Source organism: Brevibacillus sp. HD3.3A, assembly GCF_013284375.2.
In the GTDB taxonomy this organism is placed as follows: domain Bacteria; phylum Bacillota; class Bacilli; order Brevibacillales; family Brevibacillaceae; genus Brevibacillus; species Brevibacillus parabrevis.
This window is the reverse complement of record NZ_CP085875.1, coordinates 15039-32451: the sequence shown is the minus strand read 5'-3', so window position 1 is coordinate 32451 and position 17413 is coordinate 15039. Positions and strand designations below refer to the sequence as shown.

33 protein-coding genes are annotated in these 17413 nt (G+C 46.1%); 5 read left to right on the top strand and 28 right to left on the bottom strand.

Annotated features, from left to right (window positions below; genetic code table 11):
- Positions 1-12 precede the first annotated feature (12 nt).
- Both HP435_RS28865 and HP435_RS29190 read right to left on the bottom strand, forming a co-directional pair.
- On the bottom strand, positions 13-156 hold the full coding sequence (locus HP435_RS28865) for a hypothetical protein (protein ID WP_173600166.1): 144 nt from the start codon (positions 154-156) through the stop codon (positions 13-15).
- A 35-nt stretch (positions 157-191) separates the two neighbouring features.
- A complete protein-coding gene (locus tag HP435_RS29190; RefSeq protein ID WP_255679281.1) occupies positions 192-323 on the bottom strand; it encodes a hypothetical protein in 132 nt (43 codons plus the stop codon).
- 45 nt (positions 324-368) lie between these two features.
- Here HP435_RS29190 and HP435_RS28860 point away from each other — a divergent pair, with 45 nt between their 5' ends.
- Positions 369-557, top strand: a complete 189-nt coding sequence (locus HP435_RS28860; RefSeq protein ID WP_173600165.1) for a hypothetical protein — start codon at positions 369-371, stop codon at positions 555-557.
- 11 nt (positions 558-568) lie between these two features.
- On the opposite strand, the gene HP435_RS28855 is transcribed toward HP435_RS28860, so the two are convergent.
- From HP435_RS28855 to HP435_RS28840, 4 genes are all read right to left on the bottom strand, one after another.
- Positions 569-802, bottom strand: coding sequence for a hypothetical protein (locus HP435_RS28855; RefSeq protein WP_173600164.1), 234 nt, complete (start codon positions 800-802; stop codon positions 569-571).
- 61 nt (positions 803-863) lie between these two features.
- Positions 864-1271, bottom strand: a complete 408-nt coding sequence (locus tag HP435_RS28850; protein WP_173600163.1) for a hypothetical protein — start codon at positions 1269-1271, stop codon at positions 864-866.
- A 37-nt stretch (positions 1272-1308) separates the two neighbouring features.
- Complete coding sequence (locus HP435_RS28845) at positions 1309-1593, bottom strand: hypothetical protein (protein ID WP_173600162.1); 285 nt, start codon at positions 1591-1593, stop codon at positions 1309-1311.
- Complete coding sequence (locus HP435_RS28840) at positions 1577-1819, bottom strand: hypothetical protein (protein WP_173600161.1); 243 nt, start codon at positions 1817-1819, stop codon at positions 1577-1579. The genes HP435_RS28845 and HP435_RS28840 overlap by 17 nt, the downstream gene beginning before the upstream one ends.
- Positions 1820-1930: 111 nt before the next feature.
- Between HP435_RS28840 and HP435_RS28835 the strand changes: the two genes are divergently transcribed.
- Entirely contained in the window at positions 1931-2164 is a 234-nt protein-coding gene (locus HP435_RS28835) for a hypothetical protein (protein ID WP_173600160.1), read from the top strand.
- A 209-nt stretch (positions 2165-2373) separates the two neighbouring features.
- Here HP435_RS28835 and HP435_RS28830 read toward each other — a convergent pair whose 3' ends face one another.
- From HP435_RS28830 to HP435_RS28810, 5 genes are read right to left on the bottom strand one after another with little or no spacing between them, the layout of a single operon-like run.
- A complete protein-coding gene (locus tag HP435_RS28830) occupies positions 2374-2556 on the bottom strand; it encodes a hypothetical protein (protein ID WP_173600159.1) in 183 nt (60 codons plus the stop codon).
- Between the two features lie 42 nt (positions 2557-2598).
- On the bottom strand, positions 2599-4419 hold the full coding sequence (locus tag HP435_RS28825; RefSeq protein ID WP_173600240.1) for a DNA cytosine methyltransferase: 1821 nt from the start codon (positions 4417-4419) through the stop codon (positions 2599-2601).
- Positions 4420-4434: 15 nt separating this feature from the next.
- Positions 4435-4761, bottom strand: coding sequence for a hypothetical protein (locus tag HP435_RS28820; RefSeq protein ID WP_173600241.1), 327 nt, complete (start codon positions 4759-4761; stop codon positions 4435-4437).
- A complete protein-coding gene (locus HP435_RS28815) occupies positions 4758-4934 on the bottom strand; it encodes a hypothetical protein (protein ID WP_173600242.1) in 177 nt (58 codons plus the stop codon). The genes HP435_RS28820 and HP435_RS28815 overlap by 4 nt, the downstream gene beginning before the upstream one ends.
- 45 nt (positions 4935-4979) lie before the next feature.
- Positions 4980-5522 carry a site-specific integrase gene (locus HP435_RS28810; protein WP_229050018.1) on the bottom strand — a complete coding sequence of 181 codons (543 nt, stop codon included), beginning with the start codon at positions 5520-5522 and terminating at the stop codon, positions 4980-4982.
- Between the two features lie 80 nt (positions 5523-5602).
- Between HP435_RS28810 and HP435_RS28805 the strand changes: the two genes are divergently transcribed.
- Positions 5603-5821: a hypothetical protein gene (locus HP435_RS28805; RefSeq protein WP_173600064.1), complete on the top strand. Its 219-nt coding sequence runs from the start codon at positions 5603-5605 to the stop codon at positions 5819-5821.
- A gap of 147 nt (positions 5822-5968) precedes the next feature.
- Here the strand turns inward: HP435_RS28805 and HP435_RS28800 are convergent, their stop codons facing one another.
- The 14 genes from HP435_RS28800 to HP435_RS28735 form a co-directional block, all read right to left on the bottom strand.
- Positions 5969-6268, bottom strand: coding sequence for a hypothetical protein (locus HP435_RS28800; protein WP_173600063.1), 300 nt, complete (start codon positions 6266-6268; stop codon positions 5969-5971).
- 35 nt (positions 6269-6303) lie between these two features.
- The gene (locus HP435_RS28795) at positions 6304-6693 is read right to left on the bottom strand and encodes a hypothetical protein (protein ID WP_173600062.1); all 390 of its coding nucleotides are present in this window, start codon (positions 6691-6693) and stop codon (positions 6304-6306) included.
- A 33-nt stretch (positions 6694-6726) separates the two neighbouring features.
- Entirely contained in the window at positions 6727-7248 is a 522-nt protein-coding gene (locus HP435_RS28790; RefSeq protein ID WP_173600061.1) for a crossover junction endodeoxyribonuclease RuvC, read from the bottom strand.
- A 198-nt stretch (positions 7249-7446) separates the two neighbouring features.
- Positions 7447-7833: a hypothetical protein gene (locus HP435_RS28785; RefSeq protein ID WP_173600060.1), complete on the bottom strand. Its 387-nt coding sequence runs from the start codon at positions 7831-7833 to the stop codon at positions 7447-7449.
- A gap of 316 nt (positions 7834-8149) precedes the next feature.
- The gene (gene dnaB, locus HP435_RS28780; protein WP_173600059.1) at positions 8150-9496 is read right to left on the bottom strand and encodes a replicative DNA helicase; all 1347 of its coding nucleotides are present in this window, start codon (positions 9494-9496) and stop codon (positions 8150-8152) included.
- Positions 9497-9510: 14 nt separating this feature from the next.
- Positions 9511-10317 (bottom strand): phage replisome organizer N-terminal domain-containing protein, encoded by an 807-nt coding sequence (locus HP435_RS28775; RefSeq protein WP_173600058.1) that lies wholly within the window; start codon positions 10315-10317, stop codon positions 9511-9513.
- 180 nt (positions 10318-10497) lie between these two features.
- Positions 10498-10665, bottom strand: a complete 168-nt coding sequence (locus tag HP435_RS28770; protein WP_217365849.1) for a DUF6906 family protein — start codon at positions 10663-10665, stop codon at positions 10498-10500.
- A gap of 9 nt (positions 10666-10674) precedes the next feature.
- Entirely contained in the window at positions 10675-11106 is a 432-nt protein-coding gene (locus tag HP435_RS28765; protein WP_173600056.1) for a single-stranded DNA-binding protein, read from the bottom strand.
- Positions 11107-11121: 15 nt separating this feature from the next.
- Complete coding sequence (locus tag HP435_RS28760) at positions 11122-11910, bottom strand: PD-(D/E)XK nuclease-like domain-containing protein (RefSeq protein ID WP_173600055.1); 789 nt, start codon at positions 11908-11910, stop codon at positions 11122-11124.
- Entirely contained in the window at positions 11888-12763 is an 876-nt protein-coding gene (locus tag HP435_RS28755) for a hypothetical protein (RefSeq protein ID WP_370641123.1), read from the bottom strand. The genes HP435_RS28760 and HP435_RS28755 overlap by 23 nt, the downstream gene beginning before the upstream one ends.
- 188 nt (positions 12764-12951) lie before the next feature.
- Positions 12952-13197: a hypothetical protein gene (locus HP435_RS28750; RefSeq protein WP_173600054.1), complete on the bottom strand. Its 246-nt coding sequence runs from the start codon at positions 13195-13197 to the stop codon at positions 12952-12954.
- Positions 13198-13199: 2 nt separating this feature from the next.
- Positions 13200-13385, bottom strand: coding sequence for a hypothetical protein (locus HP435_RS28745; RefSeq protein ID WP_173600053.1), 186 nt, complete (start codon positions 13383-13385; stop codon positions 13200-13202).
- Positions 13385-13621 carry a hypothetical protein gene (locus tag HP435_RS28740; protein ID WP_173600052.1) on the bottom strand — a complete coding sequence of 79 codons (237 nt, stop codon included), beginning with the start codon at positions 13619-13621 and terminating at the stop codon, positions 13385-13387. Before HP435_RS28740 ends, HP435_RS28745 begins: the two co-directional genes overlap by 1 nt.
- Positions 13622-13802: 181 nt before the next feature.
- Positions 13803-14093, bottom strand: a complete 291-nt coding sequence (locus tag HP435_RS28735; protein WP_217365848.1) for a helix-turn-helix transcriptional regulator — start codon at positions 14091-14093, stop codon at positions 13803-13805.
- A gap of 200 nt (positions 14094-14293) precedes the next feature.
- Here HP435_RS28735 and HP435_RS28730 point away from each other — a divergent pair, with 200 nt between their 5' ends.
- The gene (locus tag HP435_RS28730; protein ID WP_173600051.1) at positions 14294-14674 is read left to right on the top strand and encodes a helix-turn-helix domain-containing protein; all 381 of its coding nucleotides are present in this window, start codon (positions 14294-14296) and stop codon (positions 14672-14674) included.
- Between the two features lie 11 nt (positions 14675-14685).
- On the opposite strand, the gene HP435_RS28725 is transcribed toward HP435_RS28730, so the two are convergent.
- The gene (locus HP435_RS28725) at positions 14686-14856 is read right to left on the bottom strand and encodes a hypothetical protein (protein WP_173600050.1); all 171 of its coding nucleotides are present in this window, start codon (positions 14854-14856) and stop codon (positions 14686-14688) included.
- Between the two features lie 183 nt (positions 14857-15039).
- Here HP435_RS28725 and HP435_RS28720 point away from each other — a divergent pair, with 183 nt between their 5' ends.
- On the top strand, positions 15040-15198 hold the full coding sequence (locus tag HP435_RS28720) for a hypothetical protein (RefSeq protein WP_173600049.1): 159 nt from the start codon (positions 15040-15042) through the stop codon (positions 15196-15198).
- A gap of 37 nt (positions 15199-15235) precedes the next feature.
- Here HP435_RS28720 and HP435_RS28715 read toward each other — a convergent pair whose 3' ends face one another.
- Together HP435_RS28715 and HP435_RS28710 are read right to left on the bottom strand one after the other, a co-directional pair.
- Positions 15236-16453: a helix-turn-helix domain-containing protein gene (locus HP435_RS28715; RefSeq protein WP_173600048.1), complete on the bottom strand. Its 1218-nt coding sequence runs from the start codon at positions 16451-16453 to the stop codon at positions 15236-15238.
- Positions 16454-16611: 158 nt separating this feature from the next.
- Positions 16612-17361, bottom strand: coding sequence for a LytTR family DNA-binding domain-containing protein (locus HP435_RS28710; protein ID WP_173600047.1), 750 nt, complete (start codon positions 17359-17361; stop codon positions 16612-16614).
- Between the last annotated feature and the right edge of the window lie 52 nt (positions 17362-17413).

The window sequence follows — 17413 nt, the reverse complement described above, 5'->3', positions numbered from 1 at the left end:
CCCGTTCCCTCCCTATTTATCTTTTGCTTGCTGCTTTTCCATCCACTTGAGCAACCCGCACGCGTTTGGGCAATTGTAATCGACTCCCCTTTGCCCGTAACCCAAGTCGTACAGTTCTTCTTCGACCATTTCCTCTCCGCAATGTTTACACTTCACAGCATCCGCCCCCATTTACCACATGTAATGATATGTTAAATTGCAGCTTGTTCGTCGAGATACCGCACTGGCTTACCTGTTTTCTTTGCATATTCGATCTCGTTTCGCGTACTGCTGCCAACGTAGCCGCCGACATTGATTTTGTAATCAAATGTATACAAACTCATACTTTCGGCGACACTTCTACTAATTCTAATGATGAGGTGGCTATAATGTCTGAAACTTTCCGTATTGGTAAGGTCCAGCGCGTATTGGAGACACTTGAAACCCTAAAGGAAACACAAGCAAAGACGTTTCAAGATAGTAGTGGTGATTTCGCTGAAGGGCTAAAGTACGGTGCTGATCAAACTCTTGATTTTGCAATCACGATCATAAAAGCAGAGTTTAAATTACCGATTTAACAAATCGTGTGTTAAATTGGTTCTTCTGTCTCTTCGTAAGTAGCCTTGAGCCACTTTCCGTTCTGTAAGGCATCGTTGAAATCTTCCAACGTCTCAATCCTCTTGGTGTACTGGATAACATGTGATGGAGGGCCAGGATGCTCATCTGTCGGATAGACCAGGATCTGGTGCGATCCCTTCCACGCGATATACTCACGCCAGTCGCCATGCCAGAACGCTTGAATATTCTCAGCCCATTGACTCATCACGATTCCTCCGTTTGTCAAATCGTGTGGTTTGTTAATACGCACCTTCGTGTCCCCTATCTTACATGCAATGCTCTAAGATGGCGTGGTCCATGCAGCGTACACAACATAAGATGTCGAAACTATCGTACTCGTCTTCATCGACTCTCAGTGGGCGGCTGCAATATTGGCACTTAGCTATGGTTCCTGCTTGTGAAAGGTCGTCTCTGAAGTCATCGCACGCTGGTATATCGTCTATGTTTATTGCTTTAGGACCTACATAGTACGGTTCTTGTACTGTTTTAGAAAGTGCCTCTCTATGTGCTGTTCGGACGATCTCATTTCTATGCATCAGACTTCCGTCAGCGCGTTTGTATTCGTATCCCTTTCTAGGTACACCTCTGTAAATAGAGGTTATAGCATCAGCTAAAGACTCGCCTTTTCTCAATTGGCGAATACCTTTGGCTGCTAGTGCTTCTTTGATATTCAATTGGGTTTCCTCCTTATGGATCTCAATTACCGATTTGTTAATAGCACCTGGCGCCGATATGATTTTCGTGAATTTCCCATTTCTTGAACCAATCCCTTGCCAATACCTCAAAAGCAGCATTGTGCTCTTCAGAGTTGTTCACCTCAAAGTAGGTATGTTCCACAGTCATGCGGTCGATCTTGTCGAAATCTGAGTAGCGCATTTTGACTTCGAGAGGAGTTTTCCAATAACTCCCCCCTACTTTGTAGTTGTAGATTTTTTCGTCCAGCAGCAGAACGCTTGCGTAAACATTGTGCGGGTAAGTATCAGACCAGTGTGGCATCGTTCTGTCCTCCCTGTCCGATTTTCTCAATCTTGTGGCAATCGTACTTCGCCCAGTGGAACGGTTTTCCGTTCTCGTTGTACCACTTCACATAAACCGATTCTTCCGTCATGGATATGTCCTCCACCTCGCCGTTGACCAGGTGTTTCCACTTGCTGCGATGGCTGTTGATGTGCTTTACCCGGTCACCGCGTTTCAATCCGTTCTTTGAGTGCATAGGCCACATGAGATATTGCACTTCCTTCCCTAACTATTTTGTAAAATTACCTTCTCTGACTGTTGACTCTGTAATACAATTAATGTATTATAAAGTTAACAAAACGGAGGAGTGATCGAAGTGAAAGCATTTGAAAACTACAAGGTGTCTATCGAAAATTTTGAGAGTGTCGTAAAGGTTGCCATCGAAACTGGTACAGATGTCATGCTGGTTGAAGAGGACGGCGAAAAGTTTCTCCGTGCCGATTACGACCACGCTTATGACAAAGGCGATATCATCTGGTGCGAAGAAGCTGGTGAGTGTGCGAGACATCTGGCGAAAGGCGAATACCCGGATGACATCTCGGGAAACTGATCCCCCCACTTGTCGGCGTTGCCGAATCAGCAGAACTGCTCGGCTGGAAAAAACAGAAACTGGTGACTTACATCAATCGCGGGGTTTTCCCCAAACCTATTCAGCGTCTGGCAAGTGGGCCATTGTGGTTGCGAGCGCAAATCGAACAGTTTCGTGAGTATAAAGACTCTCAAAAGTGAGGGTCTATTCTTTTTACACAAAATGTAAAGCTACTTGGCTTCTTTGCAGTGCCACCCAAATGCCGTCATGACAGCGACCACTTTAACTTTTTTGGCGGTCGGATTTTCTGTTTTGAAACGTACAATTGCTTCCTTTTGAGACGGAGCCATTTGTTCCATTTGCCCCAACGATGATTCCATAAGATAGCAACGAGTGTATTTGTTTCTGCCCACTATGCTCCCTCCTTATCTCCCTGAGCATTTTGTACCCATTGACTACATAGTCAGCGCCAGCTGCCCGGCCGGCTGCTCCTTGTATCTTTCGAATACCGCAACATTCCCAGCTCCAGCGCAATGTTCTGGCAGATTAGCCCGGACCAGCGCTTCCGCGAATGGGGGCGGAACGGAGTTTCCGCAGCGCGCCACCTGGGCACTTTTGGAATATGACTTGCCGTCAGCGTCCCGATCGATGACATATGTGTCCGGGAAGCCCTGGGCAGCGAATAACTCATGTGGTTCCAGCATCCTCATGCCGATATCAACAATTTGATAGTCTTGACCGTGGATCGTCACCAGCCCGAACCGATCTTTTGTCGGAATCGTGTGTAAAGGTTCGCTGCACTCCTGCCCGATCCCGGCACCGTAATACTTCATCAGGAAGGTCCGCACCTCGCCAAAATGGTTCCCGCCAGCTGTAATTGTCTGCAACGGTTCTGTCGCTGGTTGTCCGATGTTAGTCCCGCGCATTTTGACCAAGTGGCTGGTGACCAGTGCCGACTTACCGCCGCCCCCGGCTGTAATCGTGGCCGCCGGAACATCTGCCCCATGTCCAACCGATTGCCCAAATTGTCGAGATAGAAATGCTGTGACCATTCCCATTGCATGAGCGGCCCCTGCCGGGCGTTTGCTACCCGCACCAGAGGTTATGGTGTGTAATGGTTCATTAATACCATGTCCGGTCGCTCCGGTACGGAACTTCGTGATATGCGGCACCGCGAGCACGGCTTCCGCTACCGCGAACTTGTTCCCTCCTGCTGTCACGGTTCCGATTGGCTTCTCAAGATCGAGAACGCGAGGCTTCTGCCCGGTCCGCTCGCCGTATCCCATCTGGATCAGCGTCGGGCTTACAAGCATGTGATGGTTTCCTGTTGTGACGGTGCGCAATGGCTCGTCTGGCCGACTGCCAGGGTGTCCAGATGTGTTTACGCCAAGAACCGGAGTTACAAGCAGATGCTCCGCTTTCGTCGTGATCGTGGTAAGAGGCTGATCTACCTCATATTGCAATCGATCTCCACCAAAACCTGTCTGCCCGATCCGTACTATGAAAGGGTTCGGATTGTCGATCAAGAAACGCTGGATGCCGCGCGCGATCCGACGCATCGTGTTCTCAGCTAAAGGACGTTTTCTCCCGAAGATGCTCGGGCATGGCAGCGACCAGTCGATGATTTCGGCTGCCGTTCGCCAGGGCTTGAGTCTCCCACTCTTTACTTCCGCGCTCTCTGGATCACCGTGTGTCGGCTCCGGCCAGACGATTTTTCTGCCGTCGCATCGCGCGATCAAGAAAAACCGCTTGCGAGTCGTGGGCGCTCCGTAATCGCAAGCCCGCAGCTCCCTGTAGTCAACCTGGTACCCTTGCCGTTTGAGCGCGTTCACGAACGCTTGGAACGTACGGCCCTTCTTGTCCGGGTCCGGCATGCCGTTTTTCAACAACGGCCCCCACGTCTTGAACTCTTCAACATTCTCCAGCATGATGACCCGCGGTTTCACCGTGGCTGCCCAACGTACGGCGACCCATGCCAGCCCCCGGATACCTTTTTCCTTTGGCTTGCCACCTTTGGCCTTGCTGAAATGCTTGCAGTCCGGGCTAAACCAGCAGAGTGCTACCGGCCGCCCCTGCGTCACCTGGCGCGGATCAACATCCCACACCGACTCGCAATAGTGCTCTGTTTCCGGGTGATTGGCCCGGTGCATGGCGATCGCTGCCGGATCGTGATTGATGGCGATGTCTACGCTGCAGCCAGTTGCCAGCTCGATTCCGGTGCTGGCCCCGCCGCCCCCCGCGAAGTTGTCGACGATGATTTCTTTCGTAAAAGGCATTGTTCTCCCCCCATTTCACCCGAACAGTTCTAACTGCCTTTCGCTTGCGCCTGCTTCCAAAAATGCCTCAGCCTCTTCGTAGGTAAGTCCAGTCAGCTGCAGCTTCCTGATCTCGATCAGCCTTTCAATCATGGCTATCTCTTCTTGGATGTCTGGAATAAATTTCTTTGTCAGGTATTCAATGCTCTGTCTGGCACTGATCGCTTTTCTACGGATATTCAGCTCCTGGTGATGCCGTCTTAATTGATCATAGGCCATCTGCAACAGAGCGCGATCCTCTTCAAGTGCCCGGTTGTTAAATGCGATGCTGTAATTGAGGTGCCAAACTTCTGCTTCTGTCACGTCATCATCAGCTCCGCCAACTTCTCAGGTGTGATGTTGGTGTATGCTGTAACGTCCGCGACAGTCAGCTCCCCGCACTTCAATCCGTCAACCAAAGCAGCGACATGTTTCCGCTGGACTTCTGCGCGTTCCATCCCGATCAGGCGCTCTATTTTTGCTTGGTGTTCCTGCATGCCGTCACCGCCTATTTATCAAAATTGAGCGTTTGTTACCAGCCTTTACAGGCTGAATCTGTTCACCGCGTCGTCGATCAAGTCTTGCGTGATACCGATGTATCTCAACGTGATCGACGGGTGCGAGTGATTGAATATCATCTGGAGTGTGGCGATGTCTTTTGTGCGCTGATAGAAATGGTAGCCAAACGTCTTACGAAGTGTATGGGTACCAATCTCGCTCAGTCCTATCTTCTTCGCAGCTCCGTTGATGATTTGGTAGGCCCGGACCCGAGTGATTGGTTGGGGCCTTTTCGTCGAGGCAAAAAGATACTCGTCGCCTTTCTTGCCAATGACGTATTGATCAACCTCTTTACGCAGGCTGTCGTTGATGAGAAACCTTTTTCGCTTGCCCGTCTTCTTCTCGACCAAAATGATGTGACTCTTACCTTTCACGTCCGCCACTTTCAAGCGCAGCAGATCGGATATTCTCAACCCGGTGTTGATGCCCAGTACCACCAAGAAATAGTCTCGCTCAGACCGCTTTTTCAACAGTGATTTAAGCTCGTCCAATTTCTGCATGTCCCTGATTGGCTCGACAAAATTCATACTCATCCCTCCGTGGAGTGATGCCTGTTTTTTTGTCTCAAACGGGTGTGCTACCCTATCAGAAAAGGAGGCGTGATATCGTGGAAAAGTCGTTTTATTACTTGGTAGAATGGTCTGATATTGGTTACTTGAAGGATGCCTTGCAAGCCATGGAGATACCGTTTGCCATTGAGCAACCTTCCGACAAGCTGAACCTGGCCGCTGGTCACGTTGCTTTCGTGTTTCCGGTCGTGCCAGTTCGGGTTTACAAGTCAGTCCTCGATCTGTTTGGCAGCCACGGCCGGAGTTATCCGGTGTGACTCGCAGGGATGTCCACTTTTCCTGCCAGAAGCTCATGCGTCGTCCATCTGGTCTTGCATACCAGGCACTCGCGGCGACGCCGGGTTATCTCGGGCTTATTCTTGACCGGGCGTTTTTCTTTGACGATGCTTTTCGTGCTTCCGCAGTTAGGGCAGCGCATTGTTTTCGCTCTCCTTCATCTGTTGAACTGTTCGAATGATTTCATCCCGCAATCGCCGCAGCTCGTTCATCAGTTCTTCCAGACTTTGCGCTTCTGATCGCACCGTCACAACGTCAATTAGCGCGATACAGAGCGCTTGCAAGTTGCCGAAGTAGCCTACTACATCCCATTCGTATCGATCGGATACGCCTTCTTTTGTTGACCTGACGAGCTTTCGCTCTTCTATGATGAGGTTGTGCCTTCCGTCATTGGTGATTCGAATGTTGTCGTTGATGATGATCATCATGCCGGGTCACCCTTTCCGAGAGAGTGGAGCCCTTTTTAAAAGGACTCCTCATCTGTGTCAGTGAAAGGCAATTTCTCTTCCTTTGCATGTTCCGAATCTTCTGCGTCCCTGGCTGCTTCGAACTCTTGAACTACTCGATCAGCATCATTTATCTCAACGACTCCACTGACGTCCGTAGTGTACTCGATGCCCTCGCGATCTTCATGATCCAGATCATCAATTTCAATTTGGTCGTTTTCTTCTTCTTCAACGTCATCGATGGTCAATTGATTATCATCCAGAACCACTTCCACAACACTTCCGGTCAAGGCGTCGGTATTAAGAATGGCTTGAGAACTCATCTTCCCGACGACCTCAAGCTGAATTACTCGCTTTTTACCATCTGTGTTGAACTTTTTTACCTCTGCACGGAATGTCGATTTCATTTTCATTCATCCTCTCGAATCGTTTTATTGTTTCTACTTATTTTTTCTAGACTTTTTATCTGGTGGGTTCTTCATCGTAAGAATCACGTCACGTTGAAACGCCAGCAGATCAAGGTTTTCCATGTAATAGGCCCTGCATAGATGGGCGATTACAAATGCATCAACCACGTTGTTGCTCCGGTGTTCAAATCCCCACCGTTTGTACACCTCAACCGAGACATGCTCTTTCTTGGCGTTCCCTTTGGACCCGCAGAACTTTTTCACTGCATTTGGTGCTGGCTCTACGTAATTGATTCCGCGTCTGTGAAGGGCCATTCTTATTCCCCAGCCAATTCCGCCCATTTGGATAGCTTGCTGGCTGGCGAATCCAAAACCCTCAATCGCCACATAATCACCATGTTGAACCAGCCGGATTACATCATCGATGAGCGAAATCATTCTGGCTGGATCTTCCCCTTTTCTTACGATCTCTGTTTCCTCGACCACCTGACCGTTCTCGTCTATCACCACAAATCCGGTTGCGGTTGACGGGTCTATTCCCACAAATCTTGCCACTTTTCTTCCTCCTAACCGCGATGACCGTGTTCTCCCATATTCGAATGCCTTTGTAGTCGATCAACCCGCGCTGCCTATAATCCTCCAGCTTTTCATAAACCCGATCGTAATCGGAGAAGTAAACCCCTTTGACTAAGTCGCCGAAGAAAATCTCTCCTTGTTCCTCGATCCGTCGCAACAATGGGCAGTATCGCTTCTTCATGGGACCGGAATGCCGTTCGTTTTCAGCAGTTCGAGGTATTGCTCTGCTTTTGCTTCTGCCGCCCTGGTCGCTACATTTGCTCGATTCAGCAGACCTTCCAGATGGTTGATGTGCTTGTGCTTTTCTTGCAGAGCCTTTCGCAAATCTTCAACAGCCGATGACTCTTCAGGTGCCTCTTCTACGCTAACCCACGGTGCTCGCGGAGTAATCGCAAAGTAGCTGTCCCTGCCTGGCTTGTTTTGAACTCCGTTCAAACCGCGTTCCTTTTTCCATGCAGTCAGTGACTTCATGCCGAATTTTTTGGCGATCTCAGCATCCGCGAGATTTGCCTCTTTCAATCTCAGGTAAATTTCAGTGGTTAGGGTTCCTATCGTTGCATTCATCTTGATCACTCCCTGACCGAATTTCGCCATGATTTTAGCTCGTTTGAATCTTCTGTAGTATTTTGCTCTGGCTTGTCCGGTATCAGCGTAATTTCATGGCTTAAAACGTTTAAATCGATATGTCCGTTGTGTTCAATCAATCGTTTGCTTCCTGACCATCACGAAATGGCCGTTTTCTATCCGATCAACCTCATATCGATCTCTGTAGCCATATGAGAACCAATGTGCTTCCAGTGCATTACGTTTTTGTTTCGGGTCTGCTATCTGTAGCAGTCGTTCTGGAATCGGAATCCGTGTCGGCATATCTGATGTGATTTTATTGACTGGACGCTTTGCCATTTCCCACCTCATCTATCGTTGTCTGCCGGAATCGGTGATCCAGAGACACAAATTTGTTGTATTCCTTGAGGAATGCCAGCTCAACTGTTCCGGTTGGTCCGTTCCGCTGCTTTCCGATGATAATTTCCACGATGTTGCGATTGCTTGTTTCTTTGTCGTAGTAATCATCTCGGTACAGGAAGGCAATCAGATCAGCATCTTGCTCGATGCTACCGCTCTCGCGCAGATCACTGAGCATCGGTCGTTTGTTTTGCCGACTTTCCACTGATCGAGATAATTGCGACAACGCAACCACCGGAATGTCCAAATCCCGAGCAATTAATTTCAGTCCGCGAGAGATATCTGATATTTCTTGAGCACGATTACCTGGCTGCGGGTTCACTGGTTGGATCAACTGCAAATAATCGATGATGCAAAGCAGGCGTTTACCAGGAAACTTCTTTTTCAGCTGCCGTAGCTTTGCGCGGATCTCGTTTATGGTTACCGATGGCTTATCATAGATGAACAGGTTCCATTTTTCGATTGAACCCATGGCCATCGTTAAACGTTGATGATCATCTTCGGTAAAGAATCGTTCTGGATTTCTGAGTTTCGTGGCATCGATCCGTCCATATGCGCTGATGAGTCGTTTTAAGAGAGACTTTTCATTCATTTCCAGCGAAAAAATTGCGGTAACGGTATCTTCCTTGTCACTGGCATACGCACCAATGTTGAGGGCGAATGCTGTTTTACCAACTGATGGGCGGGCTGCCAATATGATGAGGTCCTGATTCTTCATACCGTTTGTAAATGCATCGAGATCAGTGTATCCGGTGGATATGCCCTCGATAGCCTCTACTTGCTTGGACATCAGATCATCATAAACTTCCAGCAGTGCTTTTCTCATCTCAAAGTCAGAATCAAATGCGACTTCATCTACTCGGGATAGATTGGCGATTACTTCGCCGATCATGTTAACGTCTGCGCTGCTTTTGATCCCGGCTTTAAATTCCGTAACAAGTGCCATTGCCTGCCGCAACTTCCAGGCATTTATCACATGGGCTTCATAAAATGAGAAGTTCGCTGTTGTTGGCACCGACTGTCCCAAATTAGTCAGGTATGCAACGCCTACTGAACTGGATGTCTTTGACTTTTGCAACCGCGTAACAACGGTTACCAAGTCAATTGGCTCATCGTCTTTCTCAACTTCTCTCATTGCCTTGAAGACTACTCGATGAACTTCTTCAAAGAAGTGCTCCGGTCGCAGTTTTGTTTCTTTGATCAGCGAACCGTCTATGAGGATGGCTCCTAAAACAGAGCGTTCTGCTTCTTCGTTGTAAATCATTGTCACACCCCTTCCTATTTGAATCCGTACTTGGTAAGGAAATCGTCTCCATCCGGTTTCTTTGGTGGTTGAGGAGTAGGTGGTTCTGGAGGACTGATGTAGTCAGCGTATTTCTCATTCGGTCCTAAAAAGGTGGATGGATGCATGATGAACTCTGGTGAGGTTCCGCGTTTCTTGCATTCTATTGCATAGTTCGTTGCTGCTTGGATCAAAGTTTCTGGCTCTACTTTTTCCTTTAGGCGAGTGCTCCATTTTTTGACTGCTTCTTTCTTGCTGATCTTTTTTGGGTAAACTGACCAAAAACTTTCAAACTCTGGCGTATAGCCGGAGGTAATCTTTTTGTTTTTATCTTTTTCTATATCTATTTCTTTATCTATATCTAGTGCGTTACCGTGCGTGACTGTAACATTACATGTACCATTACTGCCTTCAGCGAGTAGCTTTTTCTTCTGTCGATGATTTGCAACCCTCTGCCTGTTCAATTCCCTGATCTTTTCCATGCCGTCAACGTTCTGGTGCTTCTCCCAATTGGAGATGGTGATGACGCCATTCTCGATGTTGATCATTCCAAACTGTTCGAAAGTGTTAAGTGCCAGCCGGATAATATTCAATGGTCGGTCAAAAATTGTCGCCAGCATTTCCTCGCTGTATGGGATACGCTCATTCAAGATGATGCTGCCGCTTGCGTTTGCCTTCCCTGCTTGCACCAACAGTTGAATCCAAGTCAGTAGAATACTGTCAGACTCAGGAAGATTTCGGATAAGTTTGATTTTCTCGTCATCGAACATGGTTGTGGTAATTTTTATCCATTTGATGCTCATGTTTGCTCACTCCCTACACCACCAGTCGCCGATGATCGATAAACTTCAGAAACTCAATCGTCACCGACCTGTACTTTCTCCTTTTATCGAGGCATCTCAACCTTGCCCACTCGACTTTTCTGCGCTGAAAGGCTTTGATTACCTCCCAGCGCATCCCTTGGATGATGTAAACTTGCCCGATCATAGCGCCACCGGAACTTCAAGCAGCTTATTCGTGTGGCGATGCACCAGCGTCAGCACGTTGCCAGCTCGCTTCACGCGGAGGTAGTCAGCGACGTTCAGGCTGGGCATTGATGCTTTGATTTGCTGGATTTCCTTACGTGTGAGCCTTCGGCCGTTTTTCATCATTCGCACTCCTCAGAATTGCAGGTTATCAAAATCGATGTTGATTGCTTGACCAGAACTTGCAAATGGATCTCCGAACGGATCTTGTCCACGTTCTGGCTGTTCTCCACGCTGTCCGCCCTGGCCATTCCCGCCGCGTCCACCGAGGAACTGGATGTTTTCAGCAATGACCTCTGTCACATACACGCGCTTACCTTCCTTGTTGTCGTAATTACGTGTCTGGATACGACCCTCTACTGCGCATTGCCGACCTTTGGCCAGATACTCAGCAGCCAAATCAGCGAGCTTCTGCCACGCAACGATGTTGATGAAATCCGTTTCCTGATTCTCGCTTCGTCTTGGACGGTTGATCGCAACTGTAAATGTGGTTACTGCTACTCCATTTGGCGTGTAGCGAAGTTCAGGATCTTTCGTCAGGTTGCCGATCAGAATTGCCTTGTTCAAGTGTTCCGCCTCCTGTTATGCCAACAGATCCATGTAATGGACCACCTTGGTTACTTTTTTCGTCTCCCGGCAGTACCGGCAGTTTTCGCAACGTTTCGGTTCAGCGTTACCGCTCTTCACTTCAAGAACCCTAGGCATGCGGCGTTCAATTTCGGCCAGCTCTTCTTCCATCCGATGCTGATCCATCCCGATCACCTCTTTATCAGGCGGATCTTCTTTGGAGACTGCCACGATGTAAGTTTCGTAAAAGTGACTGTGGCCATAGTAGATTCGCTCCAATTCGGCGTAAAGTGCCATCTGCCTCAGGTATCCGTATGCCTCGACGAATGAGACATAGCAGCCAAGTTCCTTGTCCCAATGCTTACCGCGGATGTCCCTCACAGTTTTGAGGTCAACGATCCGCTCGCCCTCTTCGTTCCTGACGTCCAACTTTGCTTTCCAGACCGCACCGGCAAATTCTGCTGTGATGATCTTCTCTTTCTCACCTTGCAGCAGGAACATGATGAAAGGGTCTTTGGCGAGTGTTTCAATCATCTTGTCAGCGTGCTTATACTGTGCATACAGCTCGCCTTTTTTCGTGAACAGTTCGGGATTATTTGTTTTGAACTCATCCAACGTTCCTTCCGCCCATGCGTGAACATAAGAGCCGAGCAGTAAAGCTTCGCTCGGAGGCTCTTTCCAAGACCCCGTCAGCTTCTCCATCGCCCTAGCCTCACATTCGACGAAGTCCTTGTATTGACTGTTGCTCATGTAATGCTGATCCGCTTCGAGTGAGAAGTAATTACTGTTGTTCAGCTCCAGCATCTGGTTTTACACCACCTTGCGCTTGCTGCTGTTGTTTAAATTGCTCCTCAGCTCTTGCCCCAACGTCATGAGTTGCTTTTATGTCGAAATAGTCCTCACGCTTTGCCATCCCATCCTTGAGCGAGTTGTACACTCGTCCCATTTTCAAAAAGTCCTGTTCTGAAAAGGCATCAACTTTGCAACGGAAATACTGTTCGATCATATCCTTGGACACGCTGAACTCTCTTTCGAAGAGAACCAAAGCATTCCTTACCCGATCAGACAAAGGTTCTTTATGTCCACTTTTCAGGGTTATCTCACACTGCTTAATTGCTGCTTCTACGATGTCACCAGGGATAACACCAAGGATGCATGCGCGTACACGTCGAGCGCCCTGATTTGCCGTCATTTCGTAGATGTCACGCGGATCATCGAGTCTGTTTACAGAACCTTTGGCCTTTCGCTCATGTTTTACTGTAAAGATTTTCGTTTGTCTGGTATTCGTCTCCAAGTCCCAGGCATATGCCATCATCGATGATTCACCGTTCTTTTGTTCTAACTCAACGACACCGTAGTCGATATTTCCCCAATTCTGAGCGAGAACTTCTGCCATGCGAATAGATGGTCCTGTAACTTTTTGCCCCCCGCGTGGATACTCATACATCGCTGTTTCTGCAAGAATTTTTCTGCTGCATGCCTTCATGATGTTTGCATAAGCAACATTCAAATCTCGTGGAAACTGTTTAGCTGCCAACATCATCATTTGTACTTCTTGAGCCTGGCGACCTGTCATTGTTTGTGCTGTGACCGAATTACGTTGATCAGTTGGTGCAGGCATGTACTGCGAAGGATCAAACGGTTGCATTTGGTTCAAGATGATCACTCCTTTGTATTTGGAATCGAGGCCGCCGACAGCCCAACCTCTCTGTCGGCCGTACAGCTCCGTTGACTGCGCCCGTTGTGACCTCATTTGTGGTTCGAACCACTTGCGGAAGCATCGAGTGATATGGAAGAACTGTGCGGGTTCTTTCTCGATGCTTCCACGCGAGGCCGAAGCCTGCGTTATTCTTTGCTTTCCAGTTCTTCCCCCAGCTCTTTAATCCGTTCTTCCAGTTCGAACACGCGGCTTTCGTATTCGTCCAACTTTTGAGTAACCTCATCATCGATCTCGGAATGAATCTTAACCAATGATTCGTGAAGGTTTTTAGCAATCTCGTTGTGACTATCATCTAAAAAACTTTCAAATCGTTGGATCGCTTTAATACCGCTATTCGTACCTTGTGCATGATCATAGATTACGCTTGGCACTTTTATTCCTCCCCTGCTGTGATCATCACAACTCCCAAATTTGTCAGCATGCATCCTCGGCAACAGAAGATGTTTCTTCCTACTTTCCAAACAAACTGCCCTTCGTAAATCTCGCCGCCGCATTCTTCGCAGTAATCGACTACCTTGGCTTCCTGAGCATCTTTAATCCCTTCCGAAAACCTGTCCATCAATCTCCCTCCCTTTCATGCCGCGCAATTGCCATCAACTCAGCGATTCGTGCATCGTCATTGGCGAGCTTCTTCTGCCAATACTCCACTTGCTGTTCAGCTGATTCCACTGATGTCTGGCAAAGGCGAAGGTTCATTTTGGCCTTTTTCAGGATCAACTCCACAAATCGCAGGTGTTCGGCATTTGCCTGGCGCCTGATTTCCAAAAGCTCCATTTCTTCTTCGATTGTCACCACTTCACATCACCCTCTCGCCGTCTATTGGCTTGATACAGACGATTTTGAATTAACCGAGTATGTTCCCACCCCGTACAGGTCAAAGAAGGCTAAAACGTGGTTATAGAAGCTCTGGCACACTTCGTCGCCAGATACTGGCCTCATCATGTCATTTTCGTGGTGAACGTCTCTTAACCAGATCTCAGCCTGACGTCGGTTGGCTTCTGCGCTTGTCATTTTCCATTCGCTCCTTTTGCTTTTGGATTTTCTTTTCTTTCACTTCTCGTGCTGTATACAGTACGTTCCTAGTAAAAAAAATAACCCTTGGATCTAATTCAAAAAATGCTGCTATTTTTAACATTACATCACCAGTCGGGATATGGCCCCGTTCTATTTCTGAAAGAGTAGTTCTGCTAATTCCGCAGGCCGTTGCCAACTCTTTTTGAGTAACGCCAAATTCTTGACGAAGCTCCCAGACTTTGTTGATTCTCAATCAACTCACCACCCGTTATGTACTAATGCCAATTCATTTTGTGCTGTATACAGTTCAAATTGTATTGCTTAAAGAACACGATGTCAATACTAAAATACAAGTATAATCAGAGAATACAGGAACATACGATCTCTCTTCTAATTATGTACTGTTGTCTGTACAATATGAACTGTAAACATTACAAAAGGTGGACTAAAACGATGAGCAACCAATTGGGGATTCTCCTGGAACAAATCCGAAAAGATAAAAAGCTCTCGCTCCGCGATGTCAAAGAGAAGACTGGACTGAGTTTTTCATATATCCGCTCTATTGAACTCAATCAAAGCACTCGGTCTAAAGGACCTGTACAGCCATCTCCAGATACTTTGCGCAAATTGTCAAATGCATATGATTATCCGTATGAAGAGCTAATGAAAGCAGCTGGTTTCATCCAGAGTGAAGGAGATCCGATCCAAGCAATAATTAATGACCAAAATTCCTCTGAAGCGAAGAAGCGATTCGCTCGTATGATTCAAAATACTCCTGACGAAAAGCTAGTGGCCTTAATGGAATTTCTAGACTCTGTAAACCTTCCAAAATAAAAATGGCCATCCTACTCGGTTAGGATGGCTTTAATCTTTTTACGAAGCTCTTCAGCTTCTGGAGATTCTGTATCAATAATCCAATGAAGTTTTGCTAACCGTTCTGGCGTCCATGCAATATTGCTAAAGTCTTGGCTATTTTTAGATACTATTGTAAAGTTCTTCTGTTCTACTGCTTCCATTCATACCCCTCCAATATGTGCAAGGCATTCTCGTTCATCTCACAATTTTATCATAGAATACATTTCCACTAGAGAGGTATTGCGTATAATGGAAATAGCCCGTAAATTTTCCGACATTTGTCGACAAGACTAATTTTTTGTGATATTTTGTACTGCAAGCAGAACAAAAGGAGTGAATGAACTATGAAAAAAGTAATCTGTGCACTGATGTTTATTGTTTCAGTCTTCTCAGTAACGGCAGTGGCTTCAGCTGACAATGGTCCTAAGTGGATCGCTCCGCCAACAACCGATTTACCTGCAATCGGAACCGTTACACCCATGGATAACGGACCCAAATGGTAATAAAAAAGGGGGCACCTGGTGGTTGGTGCTCCCTTTTTTATATTAATGATTGTATTTCTTTTTTGTGTTCCTGTGGGATTTCATCAAAGATACGCATCAAAATTCGCAGGCATTCATTTGATTGGTTAGTCAACCTCAAACTCTTTGATTGTGTAAGAGATTCAATTATTAAACTTCCCGCTGTTTCATAATCATTTTTACTAATATACCACTCAGCGATAAAACACCTAACTCGAATAGATCGTTTTTGACTAATTGGGTCCCTTCTGCTAAATAGTGCTTGAATAGCGTCAGAAAACTTTTCTAGCACGATACCTATTTCATCGAATTCCTTGTTACTCACATAGTATTTTAAAACGTGCTCAAGGTTATTTGGGGCGTCTTCGCGATACAAGTTCATCAAAATTAACATGTGTTGAATCGCTTCTTTGTCACCCTTTTCAATAAAGATTAGGCACCTATTTAGTTCGGACCATCTTCTATACTGTTCACCTAACTTAGAATAAATATTGTTTATCTCCAGTGCCTTATCATAGTCCCTCATATGTCTATAAGAGATCTCTTGGTATGACATACATTCTACATATAAGTCGATGTCATATTCTTTTGCGCCTTCCATTACCCCTCTAACTTCTTTGCTGTATTTAAGAAGGTGATCCCATTTATCAAGGACATAGAATACGGTCATTATTTTCAGAAAGGCTTCATACATTTCCTTGCCTGGTAATAACTTGATGTGCTCCCCTAGTTTTGTTGCTGATTCAAATGCATGATCTAAATCCCATTCACGTACGATCATAAATCTACGATAGTAGCTCTGTGCCAAGCATTCCGCCAATCTGTTCCTCTCATTTGCGATTACTAGATTGTAAAAATACAATGCCTTTTCCTTTATACCGCTCTTATCGAAAGTTTCTCCCACTTTGTAAAGATCATCCAGTGATTTTCCACTATCGATTAGAAGTTCAACCATTTTTCTTGTATATTCCATATTCCCATTTGAAGCTGTATGCCAAAGGAAATTTCGAATACGCAAATTTCGATTGCGCGGTGCCGTCCAACAATCATATAGGTAGTCTGTATAAAAGTATCCCAATGATAACCCAAGCATTTCTGTTATACCATCTAAAGTTCTCATGTCAAAAGGACGTTTTCCACTAAGATATCGGCTGAGCTGAGCCAATGGTATGTTAAGAGCGTTAGCAATTTGAGTTTTTTGTAGACTCGATTTTTCAACTACATCACTAACTGACAACGAAATGTCTCTTTGACAAACAGTCATTCTATTATGCCCCCCAGAAAACAAAATCCTATTCGACAGAATATTTTTTCATAGTCATATTTAGATTAAAGACCAAAAAAGGCAAAAAATCAAGTCCGATTCAAAATATGACGTGATTTTTTGCCTTTTTGTTATTTCATTCTGTTTTTAATATACTTATTGATGCTACTTACCGACGTTTTCTGTACTGGAATTGAGCGATTCTCAGGATCGTGATAGAAAGTGACGCATTGTTCAATAACATCGATACGCTCTACAGCCTTTAAATTAACTAAAGCACTTTTTGATACTGGGTAGAAATCAAATGATTCTAGGAGTCGAGCGTATAATTTAATCGGCAAGGTCGTCTCATAACTATTGCAATAGGTGTGTATTGTGTAAGTACCTTCGGAAAACTGTATGAACAAAATGTCCGACGCAGGTATGTACGAAATCTCCTCGTTAACTACAGGAACAATCATCACTTTTGAGTCGTGTAGCTTGTCACAGATATATTTCTCCGCAAGTCCTCTTGCCAAGGATATTAATGCATCCTCTTCGTATAATCTATCTTTCTCAAAGATTGCCGTTACCCCAAGTTCATAGCATTTCATCAAATCAACCAATGAGGTATCCATTGTTATCACTGCTGCTGGGTAAGCAAAACCTAATGATCGAGCTAGTTTCAACACTTGAACCCCGTCCATTTGCCCTTCCCCGAGATGAACATCAACAATAAATGAATTGAAATCCTTTCCTCGTTGCTCTAGAGTGTCAAAAAATTCTCCTATTGTTTGGGCAAATTCTATATGTTTAATCCCGATCAACTCTAATGAGCGCTTGATGAGTTCCTGATGAGCTTCAGCATCTTCCAAAACCAAAAGTTTCAAGCTGTTAATCATCCCTATTCCTCCCTTTATCCGCAATGAAACGGATATTTATATTCTAACCTGT